The sequence below is a fragment of the Litorivita pollutaquae genome (assembly GCF_003205515.1).
Taxonomy (GTDB): Bacteria; Pseudomonadota; Alphaproteobacteria; order Rhodobacterales; family Rhodobacteraceae; genus Litorivita; species Litorivita pollutaquae.
This window is the reverse complement of record NZ_KZ826489.1, coordinates 89,371-112,461: the sequence shown is the minus strand read 5'-3', so window position 1 is coordinate 112,461 and position 23,091 is coordinate 89,371. Positions and strand designations below refer to the sequence as shown.

18 protein-coding genes, 1 tRNA gene and 1 pseudogene are annotated in these 23,091 nt (G+C 59.0%); 10 read left to right on the top strand and 10 right to left on the bottom strand.

The genetic code is table 11. The annotated features are described in order from the left end of the window. Positions 1-272 precede the first annotated feature (272 nt). The gene (locus DI396_RS13930) at positions 273-557 is read left to right on the top strand and encodes a DUF3572 domain-containing protein (RefSeq protein WP_110796835.1); all 285 of its coding nucleotides are present in this window, start codon (positions 273-275) and stop codon (positions 555-557) included. Between the two features lie 98 nt (positions 558-655). On the opposite strand, the gene DI396_RS13925 is transcribed toward DI396_RS13930, so the two are convergent. Then, positions 656-1,177, bottom strand: coding sequence for a MarR family winged helix-turn-helix transcriptional regulator (locus tag DI396_RS13925; protein ID WP_110796803.1), 522 nt, complete (start codon positions 1,175-1,177; stop codon positions 656-658). A 126-nt stretch (positions 1,178-1,303) separates the two neighbouring features. Here DI396_RS13925 and DI396_RS13920 point away from each other — a divergent pair, with 126 nt between their 5' ends. The 4 genes from DI396_RS13920 (at position 1,304) to DI396_RS13905 (ending at position 5,962) form a co-directional block, all read left to right on the top strand. After that, positions 1,304-2,032 (top strand): HAD family hydrolase, encoded by a 729-nt coding sequence (locus DI396_RS13920; protein ID WP_110796802.1) that lies wholly within the window; start codon positions 1,304-1,306, stop codon positions 2,030-2,032. Positions 2,033-2,250: 218 nt separating this feature from the next. Next, positions 2,251-4,191 carry a DUF4153 domain-containing protein gene (locus tag DI396_RS13915; protein ID WP_162617233.1) on the top strand — a complete coding sequence of 647 codons (1,941 nt, stop codon included), beginning with the start codon at positions 2,251-2,253 and terminating at the stop codon, positions 4,189-4,191. Positions 4,192-4,326: 135 nt separating this feature from the next. Then, positions 4,327-4,914: a heme NO-binding domain-containing protein gene (locus DI396_RS13910; protein WP_110796800.1), complete on the top strand. Its 588-nt coding sequence runs from the start codon at positions 4,327-4,329 to the stop codon at positions 4,912-4,914. A gap of 1 nt (position 4,915) precedes the next feature. Continuing rightward, positions 4,916-5,962, top strand: a complete 1,047-nt coding sequence (locus DI396_RS13905; protein ID WP_235851884.1) for a GGDEF domain-containing protein — start codon at positions 4,916-4,918, stop codon at positions 5,960-5,962. A 385-nt stretch (positions 5,963-6,347) separates the two neighbouring features. Here the strand turns inward: DI396_RS13905 and DI396_RS16455 are convergent, their stop codons facing one another. From DI396_RS16455 to DI396_RS13880, 6 genes are all read right to left on the bottom strand, one after another. After that, complete coding sequence (locus DI396_RS16455; protein WP_162617232.1) at positions 6,348-6,767, bottom strand: hypothetical protein; 420 nt, start codon at positions 6,765-6,767, stop codon at positions 6,348-6,350. Positions 6,768-7,013: 246 nt separating this feature from the next. Then, positions 7,014-7,088: transfer RNA gene (locus tag DI396_RS13900), tRNA-Glu, on the bottom strand. Between the two features lie 143 nt (positions 7,089-7,231). Beyond that, complete coding sequence (recJ, locus tag DI396_RS13895) at positions 7,232-8,980, bottom strand: single-stranded-DNA-specific exonuclease RecJ (protein WP_110796799.1); 1,749 nt, start codon at positions 8,978-8,980, stop codon at positions 7,232-7,234. Between the two features lie 89 nt (positions 8,981-9,069). Next, the gene (locus DI396_RS13890) at positions 9,070-10,356 is read right to left on the bottom strand and encodes a homoserine dehydrogenase (protein ID WP_110796833.1); all 1,287 of its coding nucleotides are present in this window, start codon (positions 10,354-10,356) and stop codon (positions 9,070-9,072) included. Positions 10,357-10,475: 119 nt separating this feature from the next. Next, positions 10,476-10,733, bottom strand: a complete 258-nt coding sequence (locus tag DI396_RS13885) for a hypothetical protein (RefSeq protein ID WP_162617231.1) — start codon at positions 10,731-10,733, stop codon at positions 10,476-10,478. 140 nt (positions 10,734-10,873) lie between these two features. Continuing rightward, the gene (locus DI396_RS13880; RefSeq protein WP_110796797.1) at positions 10,874-11,482 is read right to left on the bottom strand and encodes a LysE family translocator; all 609 of its coding nucleotides are present in this window, start codon (positions 11,480-11,482) and stop codon (positions 10,874-10,876) included. A gap of 215 nt (positions 11,483-11,697) precedes the next feature. On the opposite strand from DI396_RS13880, the gene DI396_RS13875 reads away from it, so the two are divergent. Both DI396_RS13875 and DI396_RS13870 read left to right on the top strand, forming a co-directional pair. Beyond that, a complete protein-coding gene (locus DI396_RS13875) occupies positions 11,698-12,288 on the top strand; it encodes a TetR/AcrR family transcriptional regulator (protein ID WP_110796796.1) in 591 nt (196 codons plus the stop codon). Positions 12,289-12,574: 286 nt separating this feature from the next. After that, positions 12,575-13,108 carry a hypothetical protein gene (locus DI396_RS13870; RefSeq protein WP_162617230.1) on the top strand — a complete coding sequence of 178 codons (534 nt, stop codon included), beginning with the start codon at positions 12,575-12,577 and terminating at the stop codon, positions 13,106-13,108. A gap of 550 nt (positions 13,109-13,658) precedes the next feature. Here the strand turns inward: DI396_RS13870 and DI396_RS13865 are convergent. Genes DI396_RS13865 through DI396_RS13855 form a run of 3 tightly spaced genes read right to left on the bottom strand, consistent with a single transcriptional unit; the run spans position 13,659 to position 16,242 of the window. Then, positions 13,659-14,237 carry a TadE/TadG family type IV pilus assembly protein gene (locus DI396_RS13865; protein ID WP_110796794.1) on the bottom strand — a complete coding sequence of 193 codons (579 nt, stop codon included), beginning with the start codon at positions 14,235-14,237 and terminating at the stop codon, positions 13,659-13,661. 5 nt (positions 14,238-14,242) lie between these two features. Further along, a complete protein-coding gene (locus DI396_RS13860; RefSeq protein WP_235851883.1) occupies positions 14,243-14,767 on the bottom strand; it encodes a TadE/TadG family type IV pilus assembly protein in 525 nt (174 codons plus the stop codon). Positions 14,768-14,775: 8 nt separating this feature from the next. Next, positions 14,776-16,242: a TadE/TadG family type IV pilus assembly protein gene (locus DI396_RS13855; RefSeq protein WP_110796792.1), complete on the bottom strand. Its 1,467-nt coding sequence runs from the start codon at positions 16,240-16,242 to the stop codon at positions 14,776-14,778. Between the two features lie 432 nt (positions 16,243-16,674). Between DI396_RS13855 and DI396_RS13850 the strand changes: the two genes are divergently transcribed. The 3 genes and pseudogenes from DI396_RS13850 to rpoD all read left to right on the top strand — a co-directional run bounded on the left by DI396_RS13850 (position 16,675) and on the right by rpoD (position 23,019). Continuing rightward, entirely contained in the window at positions 16,675-18,129 is a 1,455-nt protein-coding gene (locus DI396_RS13850; protein ID WP_110796832.1) for a Glu/Leu/Phe/Val family dehydrogenase, read from the top strand. Positions 18,130-18,254: 125 nt separating this feature from the next. After that, positions 18,255-19,829, top strand: a pseudogene (gene dnaG, locus DI396_RS13845) (DNA primase); the annotation flags it as partial. 1,177 nt (positions 19,830-21,006) lie between these two features. Further along, on the top strand, positions 21,007-23,019 hold the full coding sequence (rpoD, locus tag DI396_RS13840; RefSeq protein ID WP_110796791.1) for an RNA polymerase sigma factor RpoD: 2,013 nt from the start codon (positions 21,007-21,009) through the stop codon (positions 23,017-23,019). Positions 23,020-23,091 lie beyond the last annotated feature (72 nt).

Here is a 23,091-nt window from a genome sequence, read left to right as displayed (position 1 = left end):
TTTCTAACCTTTGGCTGGCAATGGTTAATTTTCTGTTGAGGATGTTTTAACGGCGGGGGGAATTCGGGCGGAAACACGCTGATTGCGGGACCGTGAAACCGCAGTTTGTCGGGGTGTTTTGTGGTTGCGGCGACGGTATATTCCGGCCTGTGGTCAGGGTGTGACCGGTATGCCCCGTGGCCAAGTCGCGGCCCGATGTGCCATTGTGTGGCTGCCGCCGGCCGGATAGAATGATCACGCTTTCGCCGCCGTGCGCTGATCAGGAGCAAACCATGAGGCTTTCGCAAAATATGGCCGAGACCCTCGCGCTTAAGGCGCTGGCGTGGCTGGCTGGAAATGACGATCTGTTGCCGGTGTTTTTGAACGCCAGCGGCGCGTCCGAAGCCGACGTGCGCAGCCGCGTCTCCGATCCCGATTTTCTGGGCTCGGTTCTGGATTTTCTCATGATGGATGATGCGTGGGTCGTGGGGTTTTGTGACACCGTGGGCGAACGCTATGAAGCACCGATGATGGCGCGTGCGGCTTTGCCGGGCGGGGCGCAGGTCAATTGGACCTAAAAACCCGCCGATCCCAATGGAACAGGGCGGGATTGGCGGCCTGTCTTGGGGATAGGCGCAATATCCGATGCGCGAAAGGAGCAGGGCGACTGTAGAAATTACAGCCGCGACAAATCCATGTTTTCGCCGCGGGTGAGTTTGCTGAGCAGGCGGATCAATTCGTCCTGTTCGCCATGCGATAGCCGTTGGGCCAGAACCTCGGCATTATGTTCGGCAAAGGGGGTGGCGGTGGCAATCACGTTGCATCCTTTGGCGGTCAGCTCCACATGGCGGGTGCGTTTGTCATCTTCGCCGGAGGAGCGCGCCACCAGCCCATCGTTTTCCATATGCCGCAAAGCGCGCGAGGTCGCGGTGCGGTCGATCCCGACAAATTTTGCGATATCGGATGGCTGTTGCAATCCCTCATTGCCGACGCCCAAGAGAATGCACCATGTGGTGCGGGTGAGCCCGAGCGTGCGCAAAGACTCGTCCAGACGGCGTTCTTGCAGGCGCGAGGCAAGCGAGAGGTGGTAGCCGAGAGAGTTGTGCAACCGGTAATTGCCAGATGCGGTAGGCGCTGTGGCGTCTTTTGGAGTATCTGCAGAAGAGAGCGCCGGAGAGGATGTGTCACGTTGTGTCATAGCGGTATAGGCACATAGGCGGCAGGGTGGTGTCAAGGCGACGGACGTGCAAGCGCGTGTTTCACGCTTGATCGTTCGGCGGCGGCGAGGCAGGTTGGCACTGCGGGATCGGGCGAGGGAACGAGGATGGCACCAACAGAACGCGCAGAGCGCGGCGATTTGCCGGTGGATGGGGTGTTGTTCGACAAAGACGGCACGCTTTTCGATTTTCACAAAAGCTGGGCCGATTGGACTGCCGACATGTTGTTGGAGCAGGCAACGCTTTATGGCGCAGTGCCGCAAGAGGTGGCGCGCGCAATCGGTTTTGACCTGCCGCAACGGCAGTTTTTGCCCAGTAGTCCGATCATTTCCGGCACCACGCGCGCGGCGGCGGAAGCTTTGGCCGTGGCCTTGAATGCGGCGGATGTCGACGCGCTGGAACGGCTTTTGGGCATTGCTGCGGCGGATGTGATGCAGGTGCCTGCGGTGCATCTGGAACCGTTTCTGACCGGTTTGGCCGCGCAGGGACTTGCATTAGGCGTGATGACCAATGACAGCGAATATGCTGCCCATGCGCATTTGGCGGCGGCGGGGGTTAAGGGCCATTTCGATTTCATCATAGGCTATGACAGTGGTTTCGGGGCCAAGCCCGCGCCGGAGCCTTTATTGGCTTTTGCCGCGCAGATGCGCATTGCGCCGGCGCGGGTGGCGATGGTTGGGGATAGCCTGCATGATCTAATCGCCGGGCGGGCGGCAGGGATGCGCACCATCGGGGTGCTCACCGGCATGGCGCAGGCGGCGGAGCTTGCGCCCTTTGCGGATGTGGTGTTGCCGCATATCGGGCATATTCCGAAGTGGTTGGCGGGCGGTGACTAAACCGCGCCAAGGCTGTCCACCGGCGTCGAGAACGCTGGCGCAGAACACACCGGCAAAGGCAACTGGCGACGAAGGCAACGGTGGCGGTTCGTGCGGATTTGTCCTCTGGGAGCCTACGGGGGAATGCGATAAAAGACCCAAGAACCAAGTATTTGTTGGGCAATGTGCACGATGGGCCGGATCACGGCGCCCGTGACACGGGAGAGGATGAGAGTGCGATGGGTGACAGCGAAATGACCACGACCCCTGCGAAAAACGGTGCGCAGATCAATCCTGCGGCCCCTTCAGACGCGCGCCAAGATTTTGGCCCGGACGGCGGCGCGTCGCAGTCCCCCGTGATATGGCGCATTGTCCTGACGGTGCTCGGCGGGGCGCTCGGGTATGTGACGTTTCTGGTCGGCGTGGTCTTTGAAGACTTTGCCTTGCTGCCACAGGCGCAATGGGCATTGGGCAGCGCATTGGTGGGCGGGGTGTCGATGGCTTTGGTGCTTGGCGGACCGTTGCCGTTGCGGCGCGCGGCGCTGTTCGCGGTGCTGGCAGCGGCCGTCGCGGCGGTGCTTGGCGGGCTATACGGCGGACGATTTGCGGCGCAGGACAGTTTCCAAACATCGGGGTTCGGCGCGTTGATCCTCGCGGCCTGTCTATTGATTTTTGCACCCTTTGTGATGGCAGGGGCGCCGAGAGGCGGCATGTCGGAAAACGGCGGGGCGAGGTGGCGCGATTATGCGCGGTTGTTTGATCTGTCGTGGGAAATGGTGGTGCGGGCGGCGGCAGCGGTCCTGTTCACCGGCCTGTTTTGGGTGCTGCTGATGGTTGCAGGTGGCCTATTGGAAACGGTGGGCATCCGGTTGGGCCGGTTGCTGCGGGCGTATGATTGGCTGGGGTTTGTTTTGTCGGGGCTGGCCTTTGGTCTGGCGATGGCCGTGGTGCATGAAATGCGCAGCTATATCACGCCCTATCTGTTCGTGCGCTTCGCGCGGATGATGTTGCCCTTGGTTCTGATGGTCACCGGGCTTTATGTCGTGGCTTTTCCATTCAGCACGGCGGAGCAATCCACCTTTGGTCTGTCACCGGTGCTGTCGGTTTTGGTGATGGGGGCGATTGCCATGACGGTGATTTCCGCGGCCGTAGACCGCGACGATGCCGAGGCCACGCAAAGCCGGTTCCTACGCATGGCGACGCGAATTCAAGCGGTGATCCTACCGGCGTTGGCGGTGATCGCGCTCTATGCGATTTGGTTGCGGGTGGCGCAATACGGCTGGACCCCCTCGCGGGTAATGGTGGCGCTGACCTGCGCGTTGGCGGCGGGATATGCGGCCAGCTATGCAGGGGCGGTCCTGTTGGGGTTTCATAGCAATTGGGCGGCGTGGCTGCGGCGGGTTAACCTTTATATGGCCTTGGTGGCGGCGGCGATGCTGTCGCTGTCGCTGACACCTCTGCTCAACGCTCAAGCGATTTCGGCCCGCTCGCAATCTGCACGGATTGTGGCGGCCTATTCTGACGCGACGCCACAGACACCGCAGACGCCACAAGGGGCTTTATATGACCTGAAAACGGGCTACGGCAAAGCCGGACGCCGCGCCTTGGCGGGGTTGGAGCAATATGCCGAGGTCCAAGAATTGGCCGGATTGCAAGAAGACATTGCTCGGGCCCGTAGCGCCAAAAGCCGCAGAGCGTTTGTGAACGGTCAATTTGGAGAACCGACCACAGCGGGGGCTTTGACGGAATTATTCCAAGCGATGCCGATCTATCCCGAAGCTCAGGGTCGACCAGACCACACTGGGACAAATGTGCCGCTTGGCACACTCAACCATTGGCTTAGGTCATGCAGGGCCCGGTTCGAAGATGGGCCAGCCTGCGCGATGCTGATGCTCGATGCGCAGGCCTACGCGGGACGGCAGTTCGTGGTTCTGTTGATCCGGCGGCCGGCGCAGGTCATTACGTTGGAGATCAATGAGGAGGGGACGGTGATGCAAAACGGTGCGACGCTCCGTGCCACCTCTGCCGGCGAAACCGGTGTCAAAATCGCGGATTTGATTGCGGCGGCACGTGATGGTGATTTGAGGTTGGACACGCCAAGTGGTCCCTCTGTGTTTATGGGCGGTCTCGAAATCAATCCGCGACTTTCGAGAGGGCTACGGCCGCGCCTTTTTGAGTGACGAGACCGGCGGCGCGGCAGGTATGTTGACGCGTCGCAACGCCTTGGGGTCACAAGTGCCGACAATTTTATGTGTTGGGCATATATTAACTGTCGTCGTTGCATTCTGCTGTCAGAAATGACCCGAGAGCAGGCGATGCACGGATTAATAAACACGGCTCTTCAAAGTTTTACCCGCGACATCTATGGAGATGATGCATGGGCGCAGGTGATGAATCACGCCGATTTGGGGTTTTCCGAATTCGAGGCGATGTTGATCTATGAAGACGAGCAGACCTGTGCCGTTCTGGGCGGATTGGAATTGGTGCTGCGTAAGCCACGTGAAGAGGTGCTTGAAGATATCGGCACCTATCTCGTGTCCAACCCCAAAGTCGAATCCTTGCGCCGGTTATTGCGTTTTGGCGGGGTGAATTTTATCGAATTTCTGCAATCTTTGGACGATCTGCCGGGGCGCGCACGTTTGGCCGTGTCGGATTTGGATCTGCCCGTGATGGAATTGTCGGAATACTCGGTTGAGCATTACGCCTTGACGCTTGGTGCCTCCAGCGTGGGGTTCGGGCATGTGATGCTGGGCCTGTTGCGGGCAATGGCAGATGATTACGGAGCCTTGGTTATGATGGAATATGGTGAGTTGGCGGCCGGGCGCGAACGGATCGAAATTCGACTGCTTGAGACGGATTTCACCGAGGGGCGCAGCTTTCATTTGGGCGGGAAGGCGGGCTAAAATGACGGTCATTGAAGAACAAGAGTTCCTTGAGGGTGCCAGCGCGGCAATGGATATTTTTTGCCCGATGCATATTTTCGTCAGCGCATCAGGCCATATCGATCATGTCGGGCCGACCATGCTGAAATTGCGTCCGAAAGAAGCGTTTTTAGGTAAGCGATTTTTTGAGGTGTTCGACCTTTGCCGCCCGAGCACGGCGGCGACGATGGAAGGGTTGAAGGCCCTTCATGGGCGCAAGCTGCATTTGCAACTGCGCGACGCCCCGCGCACCGACCTCAAAGGCGTATTGGTGCCGCGTATGCGCGGAGACGGGATTGCGATCAACCTGTCGTTCGGCATTTCGATTGTGGATGCTTTGGCCGAGTATCCGCTGACCAGCCGTGATTTCGCCATCACCGACCCGACGATCGAAATGCTCTACCTGATCGAAGCGAAATCCGCCGCGATGGAAGCCTCGCGCAGTTTGAACCAGCGGCTTCAAGGCGCGATGATTGCCGCAGAGGAGCAAGCCTATACCGATACATTGACGGGGTTGAAGAACCGCCGTGCGATGGATCACATCCTCGGCCGGTTGATTGAGGGTGAGAAGAGCTTTGCCCTGATGCATCTCGACCTGGATTTTTTCAAGGCGGTAAATGACACGATGGGCCATGCGGCCGGCGATACGGTATTGCAAAAAGTGGCACGTATTTTGGTCGAAGAAACCCGTGATGTCGATACGGTGGCGCGGGTCGGGGGCGATGAGTTCGTTTTGATTTTCAATCGCTTGACGGAACGTGATGAGCTTGAGGAAATCGCCCGACGGATGATTTCGCGCCTTGAAGAACCGGTGCCCCATGATGGTCAAATCTGTCGTATCTCGGGTTCGATTGGTACGGTTATATCGACGGATTATGAGGCCCTTGATGCGGTGCGTTTATTGTCGGACGCCGATATTGCCCTCTATGCGTCGAAACATAAGGGGCGGGCGTGTCATACGTTTTACAGCGATGACTTGCTCGAGGATGGACGCAATCTGGCTCCGCCGGTGGGGCGCGAGGCGAGTTAGTGCTCCGTCGGTAAGCCGCGATGGATATCGTTCGTGCGAATTGAGTTTAGCCTGTGCTGAGGATGTGTTGTCGCACGGTGGCATTGAAAAAGGCATGGCGACCGCATAGAAATTGATACGCCTCCGGCGACGGGGGAACGACCATGCCGCCTGTGAAAAATAGCTCGCATTGACGACGTGCTCTAACCCGCTGGGGGCTTCCCAGCCTGTCAGGTTTAGGGTCGCACAAGGCCAGACCCTGCGACAAGCGGCTGTTGCACGGGGCGTTGACCCCGACGCCGACCGCTTGATTGTGGGTATCCCCGCAGCCTGTTTTTAGCGATCATCCTTGGGCCACTTGGAAGCTAACTGCCCGGATTGCGGCGAAGCTCCGGGATCCTTTTTGTCAGTCGCTATTTTTAGAGCAAGCAACGGCTATTTGTTTGTATCTTCCTTGATTTTCATTTGGATACAAAGTTGGCGAGGTATTTTCTACGAATGTTGAAATGAACATCGAAGTGAAATGTGATACTTTTGGAATAATGTAGTGATACGTCGTTGTCCCGTCGGCTCTTTCGAAAATACTTGCACACAATACTGTTTGATCAGTGTCGTTCTTAAAAGTGTCGCATTTCACTTCGAGAATTTCCCGCTGGCCGTTGTATGCTTTATATCCGTATGCCCCTGCGGGACCGTCAACAAACAGTGTTTCGCCAATTCCGTAAGGGTCATCCCCAATCCGCTTGCAACTGATAGCCGCACTTGCTTCCGAAGAAATTGGAATAGCCAAAACTAATGATAAAAAAAATGTGCAGGTATTCGACATCGAAGCTCCTTTCTAAGCCGGTTTACGACTAGGCTATCGATTTGCGGGCATAAGAACAGCCCTACTTCGCTACAAAGGCGGCACCAATCCAAAATCATTGGGCGGATTAGTGCGGTGTTCACGAATATGAGATAGCTTTGCAGGGTTTCGATAGGCTCGAACCGATCATTTTTCGCTATAGTAGTTTTGTAGTAGGATTTCGAGGTTTCAAAAAACACTATAAAATCAAACATGTGCAAGGATAAATGGCAGCCCGTAGGGGAGTCGAACCCCTCTTTTCAGGTTGAAAACCTGACGTCCTAACCGATAGACGAACGGGCCATGCCTTGGCGTGAGGCGGTGTTTAAGCAAACCATGCCCGCCGCGCAAGAGGTAATTTCCGACTTTTTGCAGATTTTTCTCATCGTTTGAAAAACGGCGATTTTACGGGGATTTGGCCCCGATTTCACCGCCATGTTAGGCGCCTATGGGCGGTGTGCCTCTGCCGCATCTTCGAGACGCAGCTGCACCTGTCGGCGCCCCCCCCATTCATTGATCTCCAGACGGCCGGCCAAATGGAATCGCATTCCGTTGTGCTCGAGCAACCGCGGCCCAAGGTCGGTGTCAAAGGCGCCAAAGCAAATCGCGTCGATGCGCGGGCCCATACCATCGGTAAAGCTGATCTTGAGGTGGCTGTCTCCGACGCGTTTGGCGAATTTGATTGCCATGTCGGCAAAGACATAACGCGGAGCGGCGGCCGATGCGCCAAAGGGGCCGGCGGCTTCGATCTGTTCGATAAGCGCCACAGTCGCGGCCCCCGGCATCAACATTCCGTCGAGCTTCAAGTCGGCAGGGCCGGCATTGCCCGCGCCCTGTTTGGCCAGTAACTCGGACAGGCGCGCCATGGCCGGTTCCAATTGATCGCGCGCCACCGACAGGCCCGCCGCCATTTTATGCCCGCCGCCCTTGATCAAAAGTCCTTCCGCCGCAAGCTTTTGGACCGATGCGCCAAGGTCCACACCGGAAATCGAGCGGCCCGATCCCTTGCCTTCGTCGCCGTCCAAACCAATCACCACGACGGGGCGGTTGGTAGCCTCTTTAATGCGGCTGGCGACAATGCCGACAACACCGGGATGCCATCCTTCGCCCGCCGCCCAAACCAAGGGCGCATCAAGCCCGCGCTCTTCGGCCTGTGCCATGGCGGCGGCCCGCACCGAGGTTTCGATATCGCGGCGTTCGGTGTTGAGCATGTCGAGCCGTTCCGCCATGGCTTTGGCTTCATGCATGTTGTCGGTGGACAAAAGTCGTGCGCCAAGGTCGGCCTGCCCGATGCGCCCGCCCGCATTGACGCGGGGGCCCAGCAGAAAACCGAGGTGATAGGACGCGGGCGCGGTGTCCATCCGGCTGACATCTGACAACGCCACAATGCCGGGGCGTGCGCGCCGCGCCATGACCTTCAGGCCTTGACGCACCAATGCGCGATTCACGCCGATCAACGGGGCAACATCTGCCACGGTGGCCAAAGCCACCAGATCGAGCAGCGACATCAGGTCAGGGCCTTTGATCTTGGCCTCGCGCAGCTGTCTGTTGGCCTCGACCAACATCAAGAACACCACACCAGCGGCACATAGATGCGCCAGATCGCCGCTTTCATCCTGACGGTTGGGGTTGACCACCGCGAGAGCGGGGGGGAGGGTCTCGCCGCCCAAGTGGTGGTCCAAAATCACCACATCCGCGCCCGTGGCTGCGGCGACGGGGCCGTGGCTGACGGTGCCGCAGTCAACACAGAGGATCAGATCGTGATCCTTTGCCAATGCTTCCATCGCGGGTTCATTTGGCCCATATCCTTCGTCGATCCGGTCCGGCACATAGAGCGTCGCGGGGTGCCCCATATCGCGCAGCCACCAGATCAACAGCGCCGCAGAGCTGCCGCCATCCACGTCGTAATCGGCGAAAATCGCGATGCGCTCTTTGGCTTTGAGGGCGGCCAAAAACCGCGCTGCGGCTTTTTCCATGTCCTTGAGGCTACGTGGATCGGGCAGCAGGTCGCGCAATTGTGGGGCGAGGAAGGCGTCGGCCTCGGCGGCGGACACACCGCGCCGCGCAAGGGTTTGGCACAGCGGACGGGGCAATCCGGTTTCCTGTGCCATTGCTTCGCCCGCGCGGTCGATTTCGATCCCCGGACCAACCCAGCGCCGCCCCGACAACGAGCGCTCAACATCCAAATAGCTCATGCCTGCTCCTCATGCTTGGCCCGTTCTAACGCGGGGCGCGCGGCGGAGCCAGTGGGATCAAGCCCGCAAAATCAAGCCGGCCTGCCGGATCAGACGGATTCAATGCGCAACGCCACAGGCGTGCCTTGAATATCGTCCAAATTCGTCATCGCCGCCAAGGCCGCATCAAGATCGCGGCGCGAGGTTTTATGCGTCACGATCAGGACCGGCGCATTCTCGGCATCATGGTCGTATTGGCGCATCCGGTGGATCGAAATGCCCGCCTCGCCCAAGGCTTTGGTGACCTTGGCCAAGGCGCCCGGGCGGTCTTGCAAGGTCATGCGCAAATAGTAGGGCGCCGGGGTTGCGGCAACGGCGGCGGGTGCGACGGCGAGGTTTGCGGCCGGCTGGCCGAAGGTGGGGATGCGCAAGCCGCGTGCAATGTCGCAAATATCCCCCAACACCGCAGAGGCCGTCGGCCCCATGCCCGCACCGGCCCCGCGCAGAACGATTTGCCCGACTTCGTCGCCTTCCAGCACCACCATATTGGTGCCGCCATCAAGTTGGCCCAGCGGCGATGTCGCAGGCACAAGACAAGGCGACATGCGCTGCTCCAGACCGCGACCGGTCATCTGGCTGACGCCCAGAAGTTTGATTTTATACCCCATATCAGCGGCTTGGCGGATGTCCTCGATGGTGATGCAGCCGATGCCTTCCAATTCGACCGCGTTGAAATCCACCTTTGTGCCAAACGCGATCGTCGCCAGCAGGGCCAATTTATGCCCTGCGTCCACGCCGCCCACGTCCAAATTCGGGTCGGCCTCCAGATAGCCAAGCGCGTTGGCCTCGTCAAAGACCTCCTGGTAGGTTAATCCGGCATCCTCCATCCGTGTCAGGATGTAGTTACACGAGCCGTTCATCACCCCCATCACACGGGTGATTTCATTGCCGGCAAGCCCTTCGATCAGGGTCTTGATCACCGGAATGCCGCCCGCGACGGCGGCCTCGAACCGGATCACGCGGCCGGCCGCTTCGGCGGTTTCGGCCAAGGTTTGGCCGTGATGCGCAAGCAGGGCCTTGTTGGCGGTGACCACGTCTTTGCCTGCGGCAATCGCGGCTTCGGTCGCGGCTTTGGCCGGTCCGTCCGATCCGCCCATAAGTTCGACAAAGACATCCACATCGTCGCGCTGCGCCAAGGCGACGGGATTGTCTTCCCAGGCATAGCTGGTCAAATTCACGCCGCGATCCTTGCCCTTATTGCGGGCACTGACGGCGGAGATGACTACGGGACGGCCACAGCGCGTTTCCAAAAGGGCGGCTTTTTGACGGATGATTTTGACGACGCCGGCGCCGACCGTGCCCAAACCGGCAATCCCTAAGCGCAAAGGTTGGGTCATGGTGGCCTCCATTCATGAAACAAGGGCGCGGCGCGGGGGCCGCAGTTACTGTCGGGATTTAGCGAAAGCTTTGCTGCTCTGCAACGCGGCATTTGCCGGGCGGGGGGCGGGCAGGGTGTTTAGGCGTCCGGCCCGGTTGTGATGTCGGTGTGCTCTGCCGCACCCACCGGGGTGTGGCGCAGACGCGCGGCGCGGGTCCGCAGGGCGGCAGCACGGGCAAGCAATGCCTCTTCGGTGGTGTCGGTGATCTGTTCGCCTTGCGCCACAAGCAGTCCCTCGACCGGGACCAAAGCCGGATAGGCGGCGTCGCGCTCGGCTTGGGTGATTTGGCGCCCGCCTTCGGGGGGGGCGCCGCAACCCGTTAGCAGCGAAACCACCAAGCCCAGCGAGAGGGCGTGCGTAGCGCGACAGGAAGGACGGGGAAGAGCAGGGCGCATGAAACATTCCGATGCCAATGGCGGGGGCGAGCTTGGCCTTTTTACCGCCCTAGGCGCGCGATGTGCAAGGGCGCGCCTGATCAGGTCGATAAAGCCAGTTTTGCGCCCAGAAAGCCGAAGGTTCCGGCAAAGCTGCGTTTGATCCATTTCATCACCGACGGGCGGTGGATAACATAATCGCGCGCCAGAGAGGCACAGGCTCCGTAAAGCACGAAAACCGCAAAGGTCATTCCCATGAACACCGTGGCCAAGCCGACCAAAGCCGCAGTCGCATCGGGCGCGGAGAGGGCGATGAATTGCGGCAGGAAAGCAAGGAAAAACAGCGAGAGTTTCGGGTTTAAAATATTGAGCAGCGTCGCCGTGGTCAGGATGCGGGTATGGCTGGCGCCCTGTGCGGTGTCGCGGACCTTCATCATCGTGCGATCCTGCAAAACCCGCCAAGCCATATAAAACAAATAGGCCGCGCCGAGATATTTGATCGTGTGGAAAACCATCGCGCTGGTGTGGAGCAGGGCGGCAAGCCCGATGATGCTGGCCGTTGCGGCGGGAAGAATGCCAAGGGTGCAACCCAACGCCGCCGCGACGCTGGCTTTGAACCCCTGTCCGAGGCCGACAGCCACCGTATAGAGCACCCCGGTGCCTGGCAAAAGCACCACAACCAGCGAGGTGAGAAGAAATTCGAATGACATCGCCACAGGCCTCCTTGATCTGGCGTGATCGGGGCCATTCTGGCAGGGATGGGCGAAAGGTCAACGATAGCGCGGCGATATGGATAAGGGGCGGCGCTTCAACCGGCATCATGAGGGCGGATTAAAGGGCATGACCGCGCCGCCATTTTTGGCGGTTGCGCGGGTCGCATGAAACAGCGCTTTGATCTGAACATATGTTCAGTTAAAATCGCCCTATGGCACGAACCATTGGCTCTCATTCCGATATTACCGGCCCGCGTGTGCGCGAGGCTGCATTGACGTTATTCGCGCGTCACGGGTATGCGGCGGTCTCAATGCGCCAGATTGCTGCCGAGGTCGGGGTGCAGGCCGGGGCGCTTTATAATTACACCCCAGACAAGCAAAGCCTTCTGGCTGATCTTCTGGCGGCGCATATGGATGAACTTTTGGTCGCCCACACTGCGGAAACCCCAAAGAACAGCGCGCCCACCGATGCGTTGGAACATTTCACCCGCTTTCACATCCGGTTCAATGCCGCCCGCGCCGATGCGGTGTTCATTTCCTACATGGAGCTGCGCAATCTTAGCGCCGAAAACTTCGGGCGGATCGAAGCCTTGCGCCGTGTCTATGAAGGCCGTCTCGAGGCGATTTTACGCGCAGGCGTCGCCTCCGGTGCTTTTGATATCCCTGACCCCAAGATCACCGCATTGGCGCTGATTGCGATGCTTACCGGCGTCAACACATGGTTTCGCGAGGCGGGGCGGCTTTCGCTTGCCGAGATCGAAGAAATCTATTGGGGCATGGTGCGTAAAACCGTCGCCGTTTGAACCTGTGCCAACCTGCAAAATCCGGCTTCCATATAGCCTCGGTATGGCGTCGGTGTTGCGGCGCTGCGGGATCTGCGTCTCGTTGCTGTTTTCTGCTTTCTCTAAATATCCCCGCCGGAGGCTTCTGCCCGCGCCACATGCGCGGCGGCAGGCGGCTTAATGCGCGGGTCTGATGAAGGCTCCGTTGCGCAATGGTGGCCTGCATGTTGTTTGCAGCGGACGGGTGCGGGCGGCTCTCGCATTGGCGTTCAAATCACGCTATTGCGACGACAAAGGAGACGGCGATATGACAGAGCAACAAGAGGGCGGAGCAGCCGACACAGGGGCGCAGGTTCTGAGCCGTGTGCAGGCGTCCAAGCCGCGGCGGGTATTCGGGGTGGCGACGCTTGTGCTTTTGGGCGGGATATTGCTGTATATCGGGTTTGGCGGCGGCTCCGAGATGGGGTTTGGCTGGCGGCTTTACATATTGGTATTGGGCGCGGCGGCGCTTTGGGTGGCGCGCATCATGCAGCGGGCGACGCGCGGGGCGATTGTATTGACCGAGGCGGCGTTGCTCTTTGAGGACGGCACCGGCGACTTTTCGGTGATTGTGCCGCTTGCGGAGGTCACGGCGGTCGAACGCGGCACCTTTGCCAATAAACCCTCGAATGGTTTCTCTTTGCGCCTCGGGGCCAAGCAGGACCGCGCGTGGCAGCCGGGCCTGTGGTGGCGCATGGGCAAACGCATTGGCGTGGGCGGCGTGGCCGCAGGGGCAGACACCAAGGCCATGGCCGATATGATCGCGGCGATTGTCAATGCGCGCACCAGCGGCGCAATATGAAGCGATTGGCGGCGGCGCTGATTTGCGTGTTGCCGGCGCGATGGGTTCGAGAGCCTGCGGTTGGTAAAGAATTTGACGCGATGCCGCCCCGTGCCACCCCGCCGGTGGTGGGGCTTGCAACAACCTCCTGAAGCTGGCTCCGCGCTCTTCAGCGCCTCTCTTTGGTCTGCCGATCCGGTAGAGCGGTCAGCGGCCATATTCGACCATGGTGGAGGATGGCGTAGGCCGCCTCTTCACCCGACGTCTTGTGGCAGGCACCCTTTGGCGGCCCTGTTTTTTGGGTCAAGCGACCGGGCTTGATGCGACGCTTGGTTGTGAACACGCTCTGCTGACGCGCAAGAAGTGTTGTTTGGAAACGATATGCCGGCTTGGCATTCTGTCTCGCAGCGCGGCGATATGGTCGTGGCGTTCTGACGATCCGGAGGGGCAGGCGCGGCGTGCTTCAAGCGCAATAGCCGCTGGCCGCGTGGCTGGTAGGGGGAGAGAGGCGATATGAGACAAAAGGCAGGTCTTGCGACCTGCCTTTGGCTTTGCTCTTAGGGGCGGCGGCTTAGCTTTCCCACTTCAGTTGCGGCGCAAAGCGCGGGCGCGAGAAGACGAAGCTTTCCATATCGTGCTCATCAATGCCGATTTTGAAAACCGGTTTGAAGTGCACACCGGTTTCAACCACGATCAACCGGTCGGTGTCGGGCATATTCGGCAGCCTGTCGTCCCAATCCGCGATCGGGCCTTCGGCAAGCCCGCCGCGCCCGCCGCGCCCTTCGGACCAAATGACCTTATAGGTGTCATCCGATTCATCCCAACGCACCACCGAAACGCGCAGTTGCGGATTGTTGGTGCGCGTCAGGAAACCCAGCAATTCATGCGTGTTGTTGAGGTAGATATTGTTGATGTTGAGGGTTTCGCGGCTGAGCATATCCGCGATGGTGAAGGCAGCTTTTTCCGCGACCGAGCGTTGGCGATAGGCGTCGAAGAACCCGTAGGAGGCCATGAAGGCCCAGAACAGGATCGGCAGGATCATCGCGGTTTCGACGGCCACGGAGGCGCGGGTTTCGTTTTTGAAACGGCGCAACTGGGCGCTGATCGCTGCGACGGGGCCGGGGGCTGGCGTCGGGGTCATGTCATCCATCTCGCTTACCTCGGTTCTTGCACATAGGCAGTGGTTGCGATCATCGCGGCCTGTCCGCCGTCTTGGGTGGCGAGATCCTTGCCCAAGCCGGACAGGGGGAAGACCGGATCAAATTTGAAACAGGCGCGCAGAACCATTGTGGTGTTTGCGCCGCCGGCCTTAAAATTCCGCACAGGCGAGACTTCATCGGCCTTGTCGGTGCAGTCGCTGTCGCCCGGCATCGAGGTATAGTTGCGCATATCCACCTGCACCATTTCCAGTTTCAGGCTGTTTGTGCAGTTGGGGAGGAACCCCGCATAGGTGCAAACGCTTTCCTTCAGCTCGCCGTGGGACGGGGCAAAGGTTGGCCCGATGCGCAAGTCACGCACGGCCATGTCCAATCCGCGTTCGAGCAGCGAATGGCGAAAGTTGATCATCCCGATCTCGACCCCGGAGAGCAACATGAAAACAAACATCGGAAACATGATGGCGAATTCGAGCGTTGCTGTCCCGTCTTCTCGGCGGCGGAACCCGCCGAGGCGTTTTTTCAAGGACCAGATCATTGGGTCAATCTCAGCTGGTTGATTTGGCGTGCAATGGATTTGAACGCTTCTTCGATTTCGATGCCTTCAACCCGGAAGAAGTGGCTCGGAGACGAGGCGCAATCTTCCATGACATTGGCGCCGGTGTCGGTCACTTCGAAACCGATCGACCAGATTATAATGCCCTTGTCCTTTGCGGCCTCGCACACGTTGTGGAGAAATGCGTCGCCTTCAGAGCGTTGATATGTGGTGTAGTAGTAGTTGCTGCGGCGGTAGCTGCGCACATGGTTATACAGGTAGTAGTTAAAGTTGTAATTGTCCCAATGTACGTAGTCGCTTTCGCTGTCATAAGCCCAATCGGCAATCCGTTTTGTCCCTGTGTTCTCGCCATCGGTCATCAAGATGACTGTTTTGAGGGTTTCGACGTCGCTGTAGGATTTCGGGCGCCCGTCAAAGGCGGGATCGGCGTTTCCATTCGAGGTCAGCCCCGAGACGATGCCTTGGGTCGAAGGATCAAGCAGCGCCACACCCCATTTCATGCCCTGATAGATTGCGGTGCCCGAGATCGGCGTCAGCGAGTCGATCTGCGCCTTCAGGGCCGATGCATCCTGGCTATAGGCCGTGATCTCGTTGTCAGACCGCGACCGGTTGTGCCGGCTGGAGAGCGGAAGCGGGCAGACCGAATCTTCAAGCAAGTTGTTGCGCCCGTCATAGTTCCAGGTGAAGTGCTGCATCTGGTCATAGCGATACGAACTGCTGATTGTGGTGGAGCTGAAATCGCTGTTGCGCATTTCGACGCAATGGCTGAAATCATGGCGGTGGTTGGTGTTCGGGATGAGGTCAAAGATCTCTTCGCCGACGTTCACATGTTCCGAATAGGGCACGATGCTCAACGAAATGCGGTCTTCGTTTTCGTCGCGGATCACAGTGTCCACGAAGGTTTTCGCGGCGGTGCGCAGGTTCGGCAAACGGTTGTTATTTTTCATCGAACCGGACACATCGAGCACCAGCGAAATTTCCACATTGCCGATTCTTTCTTCGGCCGCGCCGTAAGCGGGGGCCTCGAATGTGTCGATGCCGACCATATGGATGAATTGGGTTTTGACACGGGCGGTGGCGCGGGCGGATACTGTGCGATAGTTGACGCCCTGATCTACTTGCACATCCGAGAGGAATTGCTCCATTCCCGATTTTTGGAAGTAGTCGGTGACCACATCTTCGGGCGTCAATGTCTGATCAATGTCCGCCGCTGCAAGCACCGCGCGGTCCAAAGTATGTTGCAAACGGGTGCGGTTCATCTCGAATGCCATTAGGTCAACCCCAATGCCTCCGACGACCATCATAGCAAGAAAGATATAAACAGCCAAAGCCACCATTGTGCCGTCTTCGCCGCGCACAAAGTTCTTTAGAAAAGCCTTGTCTTGAATGCGGCATGCGTCACCCAACGCCTGCTGCTTCTTTGCCCCGAAAGCTGTCCGTTTCATTTCAATGCCCTTTACTCGTTTCGCATCACATCGGGATTCTGCCGCAATGGACGCTTTTCGCACCCCTAATATATGCGCAACCAGTGTGGCGAGAATGGGGCGTCGGGGTGCCCAAAACGAGAGCTTTACAGGCAAATTAAATGACATTGAGGGGGTGCGAAGGTCATTGTTTTCAAGGGGGAAACGATCCAGAGCAATTGAGGCAGCCCCGCGCATATTTCCATCTGCCGCAGGGTGATTCGGCTGCAGGCCTGCCGCGCAAAGATAACTTAAACGTTAACCAGACCAAAAAATGTCTCGACCCGGATGGATTTGGCATTAACCTTCTTCTCATGTGTTGAAGTCACTATTTGCAAGGCAACGTCTGTTCCCGCCTGCGGGGCGGCAGGCCAATGGCGCGGAGCGATTCGGCCGCAATGAGGAGAAATGGTGATGAGTGTTTTAGATGTGATTGAGGTTCAAGAAATGAGCGAGCCGAGTTTCCGCGAAAGTGTGGATTTGATGTTCAATCGTGCAGTGGCGTTGATGGACCTCGCCCCCGGGCTTGAGGAGAAAATCCGCGTCTGCAATGCGACCTATACGGTGCGGTTCGGCGTGCGCCTACGTGGCAAGGTCCAGACCTTTACAGGATACCGGTCGGTGCATTCGGATCACATGGAGCCGGTCAAGGGCGGCATACGCTATGCGCTCAGCGTTCATCAGGACGAGGTCGAAGCTTTGGCGGCATTGATGACCTATAAATGTGCGCTGGTTGAGGCGCCGTTTGGTGGCTCCAAAGGGGGGCTTTGCATTGATCCACGGATGTATGACGAGCACGAGTTGGAACAGATCACCCGCCGGTTTGCTTATGAACTGGCCAAACGCGATTTGATTCATCCCAGCCAAAACGTGCCCGCCCCCGATATGGGCACTGGCGAGCGCGAGATGGCATGGATTGCAGATCAATACGCGCGGATGAATACCACGGACATCAACGCCAAGGCCTGCGTGACCGGCAAGCCGCTCAATGCGGGGGGCATCGCCGGACGGGTCGAGGCGACGGGGCGCGGGGTGCAATATGCACTGCGCGAGTTCTTCCGCCATCCTGCCGATATTGCTGCGGCCAACCTGGTCGGCAAACTGGGTGATCAACGGATCATCGTGCAGGGTTTGGGTAATGTGGGCTATCACGCGGCGAAGTTTCTGTCCGAAGAGGACGGGGCGAAGATCATCGGGATCATCGAACATGACGGTGCCCTGCATGACCCCGAGGGTCTGAATGTCGATGCTGTGCGTGATTGGATCGTCAAGCACGGTGGCGTGGAGGGATACCCTGACGCGGTCCATGCCAAAGAGGGCGCGGAGGTCCTGGAAGAGGCTTGTGATATTTTGATCCCCGCGGCGCTTGAGGGGGTGATCAATCTGACAAACGCCGAGCGGATCAATGCCAAGCTGATCATCGAGGCGGCCAATGGCCCGGTCACGGCGGGGGCGGACGATATCCTGCGCAAAAAGGGCGTGGTGATCATTCCCGACATGTATGCCAATGCGGGCGGGGTGACGGTCTCCTATTTTGAATGGGTCAAGAACCTGTCGCATATCCGCTTTGGCCGGATGCAGCGCCGGCAAGAAGAGGCGCGTCACCAATTGGTGATTGACGAATTGGAGCAGCTTTCCGAAGTGATGGGGCGCACATGGTCGGTGTCCGACGGCTTTCGCGAGAAATACCTGCGCGGCGCGGATGAATTGGAACTGGTGCGTTCGGGGCTCGATGACACGATGCGCATCGCCTACCAAGCCATGCGCACGGTCTGGCACGGGCGCGATGATGTCGAGGATTTGCGCACGGCGGCCTATTTGGTGGCGATCGAAAAGGTCGCTGCGAGCTACCGCGCCAAGGGGTTGTAGCGTTTCGACCCGCGCGCGCTTGCGCGGGGGTTATCCACAGAAACCTCGCGGGCAGGGAGGGCAATGCGCCTTTCTGCCCGCGCTGGGCTCTAGACTCTGCGCGCGCGCGTGCCAATATAGTGGGCATGAGCCTACCACCCGGATTCTTGGACGAGTTGCGCAGCCGAACCTCGCTTAGTCAGGTCGTCGGGCGCAAAGTCATGTGGGATCCGCGCAAATCCAATCAAGGCAAGGGCGACATGTGGGCGCCATGCCCGTTTCACCAAGAAAAATCCGCCTCTTTCCACGTCGATGACCGCAAGGGCTATTATTATTGTTTTGGCTGTCAGGCCAAAGGCGATGCGATTACCTTTATCCGCGAAACCGAGAATGTCGATTTCATGGAGGCGGTGAAAATCCTCGCCGAAGAAAGCGGCATGCAAATGCCCGCCCGCGATCCGCAGGCGCAGCAAAAGGCCGACAAGCGCACGCAGCTTGTCGAAGTCATGGAAATGGCGGTGCAGTTTTTCCGCCTTCAATTACGCACCTCGGCTGCGGGACCGGCGCGCGATTATCTGGCGCGGCGCGGATTGGACGGCGCGGCGCAAGAGCGTTTTGGCATCGGATTTGCGCCGGACGGTTGGCAAAACCTGTGGGATCATCTGACGGCGAAATCGGTGCCCGAAGAGTTGATCCTCGGCGCTGGGCTGGCCAAAGCCTCTGCCAAGGGCAAGAAACCCTATGACACGTTTCGCAATCGCATCATCTTCCCGATCCGCGATGCGCGTGGCCGCGCCATTGCCTTTGGCGGGCGGGCGATGGATCCGGGGGACAACGCCAAATATCTGAACTCGCCCGAAACCGAATTGTTCGACAAGGGGCGTTCGCTTTATAACCACGGCCCCGCGCGCGAGGCGGCAGGCAAGGGGCAGCCCTTGATCGTGGCCGAAGGCTATATGGATGTAATTTCCTTGTCCGAGGCCGGATTTGGCGCATCGGTCGCGCCCTTGGGCACGGCGGTGACGGAGAACCAACTGGCGCTGTTGTGGCGGATTTCGCCCGAACCGGTGATTGCCTTGGACGGCGATGCGGCGGGGCTGCGTGCGGCGATGCGGGTTGTCGATTTGGCGCTGCCGCTGTTGGAAGCGGGTAAATCCTTGCGGTTTGCGATCATGCCAGAGGGCAAAGATCCCGATGATGTGATCCGGGCCGAAGGGGCAGGGGCCATGCAGGCGGTGATTGAGGGCGCTGTCCCGATGGTGGATTTACTGTGGCGCCGCGAGACCGAAGGAAAGGTTTTCGACAGTCCAGAACGCAAGGCGGCACTGGATAAAGTGCTGCGGGACAAGATCAAATTGATCCGCGACCCGTCGATCCGTCGCCATTATGGCGAGGCGATCAAAGATTTGCGCTGGCAATTGTTTCGGGGCCGGCGCGGGCCGGGCGGTGCGACCCATGGGGCCGGATCAAAACCATGGACGCCGCGCCGTGCGGGGGCGAAGGGAAAATGGCAGCCGCCGCCCGAACCTGCAACGTCGGGCACAAAGGCCTCCGTTCTGGTGGGCACAGATGCGCGCACCCAAGACCGTATCCGCGAGGCGGTGATTCTTGCCACCGTGATTGCCACGCCGCAGATCCTGCCGGAATTTCGCCGCCGTATTGCGCGCTTGGAGTGCCTTGGCGCCGATCACGCCCCCCTGCGCAACCTGATTTTGGAACATGCCGAGGCGGCGGTTTTACAATGCGCCTCCTCTGCGCCTGTGCCGGCCTCTGCTCCGGCGCCGAACACCGCGCAGCACGGGCCAGCGGTTGAGGCTGCGGCGAAGGATGGTGATCCGCAGTCCGGTGCCGCGTCTGGCGTGCGGGCGCTACCTGCGGATGCGGCTTCTCCATCCTATCCACCGGTGGATTATGATGCGGTTTATGGCGCGGCGCCTGATCCCGACGGGTTCGCTGACGAGATGCCGCAGATGGCCGACATGCCCTTTGAGATGATCCCCGAAGATGCCTATGCAATCGAGGGCGATATGGATCACACCGGCCCCGAAGCCGCCGGCGAAGAGGCGGTCGCGGCGCGGTTTGCCGAAAGCCTCCGGGTGCCGGATGCGCCGTCCAATGCGCCGCCGAGGCTTGGGGCGGTTGCGCCGGACCGGATCGACGACAGTGCGGGCGGCATTCCTGCGGTATTGGCCGCAGGGCCTCGCAATCCTGCTGCAGAGGTGCTTTGGCAGCGGATTTGCGAAATAATTGGTCGGGAGCCTCTTGATCGGTTGATGGCGCAGCCCCATGTCCGCATTTGCCCGCCCGTGCGTCGACCCGGCGATCTGGATCGCGCGCAAATGACATTGGCCGAGGAATTGGCAAAACTGGAAGCCGCTCGCGGGTTGGAGGCAGAGCGCCGTGAGGCGGAAGAGGAATTCATTCATGTTGAAGACGAGACTTTGACATGGCGGTTGGCACAGGCCACCGAGGCACATGACCGTGCCGCACGCAGCCAGCAAGAGGACCGCGCCGAATATGACATGGGCGAGAATGGCGCGCCGATCAACCGTGATGAGCGCTCGGCTTTGGATGCGTTGATGCAAACCATCCGGTTTGAGAAAAAACGCTAACCGGTCAGGCCCGGACATGGGGCAAAGAGAGCCCCCGATGGAGATTATTTAAAATGTGCGAGACGAGATTTGGGGGCCGACAGGCGTATTTCTGCGGCGAAACCCGGGAATTTCGGCCTCGACGGACACAAAACGCGCCCTATTTGCCACGGGGCACGAGCATGATGACGATTCGGTAAACAAATCGGGCTACTCGGGACGTGCGAATCAGCATGATCCGCGTTATTGATTCGGATTAAACGAATCGAATCACCCGCCCGCCAAAGCGCTAGCGCAGGAGCACCATATGGCCGCCAAAGACAACGACGACGCCAAGACCGACGATCAGGACGCCGAGGGTTCGCTCGACATGAGCCAAGCTGCGGTCAAGAAGATGATCGCGGAGGCGCGTGAAAAAGGCTATATTACCTACGATCAGCTCAATCAGGTTCTGCCCCCCGATCAGGTGAGTTCGGAACAAATTGAAGATGTGATGTCGATGCTGTCGGAAATGGGCATCAACATCATTGAGGATGAAGACGCAGAGGAAGAAGACGGCAAATCGACCGCTGTGGTCGATGCCAGTTCCAACCGCGATGTCACATTGTCCTCGGGCACCTCCGAGAAATTGGACCGGACCGATGATCCGGTGCGGATGTATCTGCGTGAGATGGGCTCGGTGGAGCTTTTGTCGCGCGAAGGCGAGATCGCGATTGCCAAACGCATCGAGGCGGGTCGCAATACGATGATCCTCGGGCTGTGTGAGAGCCCGCTGACCTTCCAGGCGATTACCATTTGGCGCGACGAACTTTTGTCCGAGGACATTTTGTTGCGCGATGTGATCGATCTGGAGACCACATTTGGCGACCAGATGGGCGAGGAAGAAGACGGCGCGCCTGTTGTTGCGGCGAATGTCGGCGCGGCCCCCGGCGGCGCGGCAGCCGGCGGTGTTGCGACCCCCGCTGCGAGCGAGGAAAGCAAGCAAGAGCTCGACGCGGACGGCAATCCCATCGCCGATGACGATGACGACGATGAGGATGAACAGGCCAATATGAGCCTCGCGGCCATGGAAGCGGCGTTGAAACCAACGGTGTTGGAAACCCTCGACCGCATTGCCGATGATTACGCGCGTCTGTCGGCAATGCAGGACAGCCGGATTTCCGCAACCTTGAACGAAGACGACAGTTTTTCGGATAAGGACGAGGCCACCTATCAAAAGCTGCGCTCCGAGATTGTTGAATTGGTCAACGGGTTGCACCTGCACAACAACCGGATCGAGGCCTTGATCGATCAGCTCTACGGCATCAACCGCCGGATCATGCAGATCGACAGCGCCATGGTGAAATTGGCGGATCAGGCACGGATCAACCGCCGCGAATTTGTCGACGCCTATCGGGGCCGGGAGCTTGATCCTGCATGGCTTGAAGAAATGGGCGAAAAGGCCGGTCGCGGTTGGCAGATGTTCATTGAACGCTCTTCGGATAAAGTCGAAGAATTGCGCGCCGATATGGCGCAGGTCGGTCAATATATCGGTTTGGATATTTCAGAATTCCGCCGCATCGTGCAGCAGGTTCAAAAGGGCGAAAAAGAAGCCCGTCAGGCCAAGAAAGAAATGGTCGAGGCGAACCTGCGTTTGGTGATCTCGATTGCCAAGAAATACACCAACCGCGGCTTGCAATTCCTTGATCTTATTCAGGAAGGCAACATTGGCCTGATGAAGGCCGTGGATAAGTTCGAATACCGGCGCGGGTATAAATTCTCGACCTATGCGACATGGTGGATCCGCCAGGCGATCACCCGGTCGATTGCCGATCAGGCCCGCACCATCCGTATTCCGGTACACATGATCGAGACGATCAACAAATTGGTCCGCACTGGCCGTCAGATGTTGCATGAAATCGGCCGCGAACCGACGCCGGAAGAATTGGCTGAAAAGCTGCAAATGCCACTTGAGAAAGTGCGCAAGGTGATGAAAATCGCCAAAGAGCCGATTTCCTTGGAGACGCCAATTGGCGACGAGGAAGACAGTCAGCTGGGCGACTTCATCGAGGATAAGAACGCGGTTCTGCCTCTGGATAGCGCCATTCAGGAGAACCTCAAAGAAACCACAACGCGGGTTTTGTCCTCACTCACGCCGCGCGAAGAACGGGTTCTGCGGATGCGGTTTGGCATCGGTATGAACACTGACCACACTCTTGAAGAGGTCGGCCAACAGTTCAGCGTGACCCGCGAACGGATCCGGCAGATCGAGGCGAAGGCGCTTCGCAAGCTCAAGCACCCGAGCCGATCACGCAAGCTGCGCAGTTTCTTGGATCAATGATGTAGAGCGCCCCCATTTGGGGGCGTTTTCGTTTTTTGGCCGCGCTCATTACCGGGCGCAAAGCAGCATCTA

Excerpts from the sequence above, each read along its gene's own strand:
- DI396_RS13870 (WP_162617230.1), top strand. The coding sequence starts at position 12,575 with ATGACAGAGCAACAAGAGGGCGGAGCAGCCGACACAGGGGCGCAGGTT.
- DI396_RS13890 (WP_110796833.1), bottom strand. The coding sequence starts at position 10,356 with ATGACCCAACCTTTGCGCTTAGGGATTGCCGGTTTGGGCACGGTCGGC.
- rpoD (WP_110796791.1), top strand. The coding sequence starts at position 21,007 with ATGGCCGCCAAAGACAACGACGACGCCAAGACCGACGATCAGGACGCC.
- DI396_RS13920 (WP_110796802.1), top strand. The coding sequence starts at position 1,304 with ATGGCACCAACAGAACGCGCAGAGCGCGGCGATTTGCCGGTGGATGGG.
- DI396_RS13905 (WP_235851884.1), top strand. The coding sequence starts at position 4,916 with ATGACGGTCATTGAAGAACAAGAGTTCCTTGAGGGTGCCAGCGCGGCA.
- DI396_RS13925 (WP_110796803.1), bottom strand. The coding sequence starts at position 1,177 with ATGACACAACGTGACACATCCTCTCCGGCGCTCTCTTCTGCAGATACT.
- DI396_RS13915 (WP_162617233.1), top strand. The coding sequence starts at position 2,251 with ATGGGTGACAGCGAAATGACCACGACCCCTGCGAAAAACGGTGCGCAG.
- DI396_RS13855 (WP_110796792.1), bottom strand. The coding sequence starts at position 16,242 with ATGAAACGGACAGCTTTCGGGGCAAAGAAGCAGCAGGCGTTGGGTGAC.
- recJ (WP_110796799.1), bottom strand. The coding sequence starts at position 8,980 with ATGAGCTATTTGGATGTTGAGCGCTCGTTGTCGGGGCGGCGCTGGGTT.
- DI396_RS13865 (WP_110796794.1), bottom strand. The coding sequence starts at position 14,237 with ATGGATGACATGACCCCGACGCCAGCCCCCGGCCCCGTCGCAGCGATC.
- DI396_RS16455 (WP_162617232.1), bottom strand. The coding sequence starts at position 6,767 with ATGTCGAATACCTGCACATTTTTTTTATCATTAGTTTTGGCTATTCCA.
- DI396_RS13930 (WP_110796835.1), top strand. The coding sequence starts at position 273 with ATGAGGCTTTCGCAAAATATGGCCGAGACCCTCGCGCTTAAGGCGCTG.
- DI396_RS13850 (WP_110796832.1), top strand. The coding sequence starts at position 16,675 with ATGAGTGTTTTAGATGTGATTGAGGTTCAAGAAATGAGCGAGCCGAGT.
- DI396_RS13875 (WP_110796796.1), top strand. The coding sequence starts at position 11,698 with ATGGCACGAACCATTGGCTCTCATTCCGATATTACCGGCCCGCGTGTG.
- DI396_RS13880 (WP_110796797.1), bottom strand. The coding sequence starts at position 11,482 with ATGTCATTCGAATTTCTTCTCACCTCGCTGGTTGTGGTGCTTTTGCCA.
- DI396_RS13910 (WP_110796800.1), top strand. The coding sequence starts at position 4,327 with ATGCACGGATTAATAAACACGGCTCTTCAAAGTTTTACCCGCGACATC.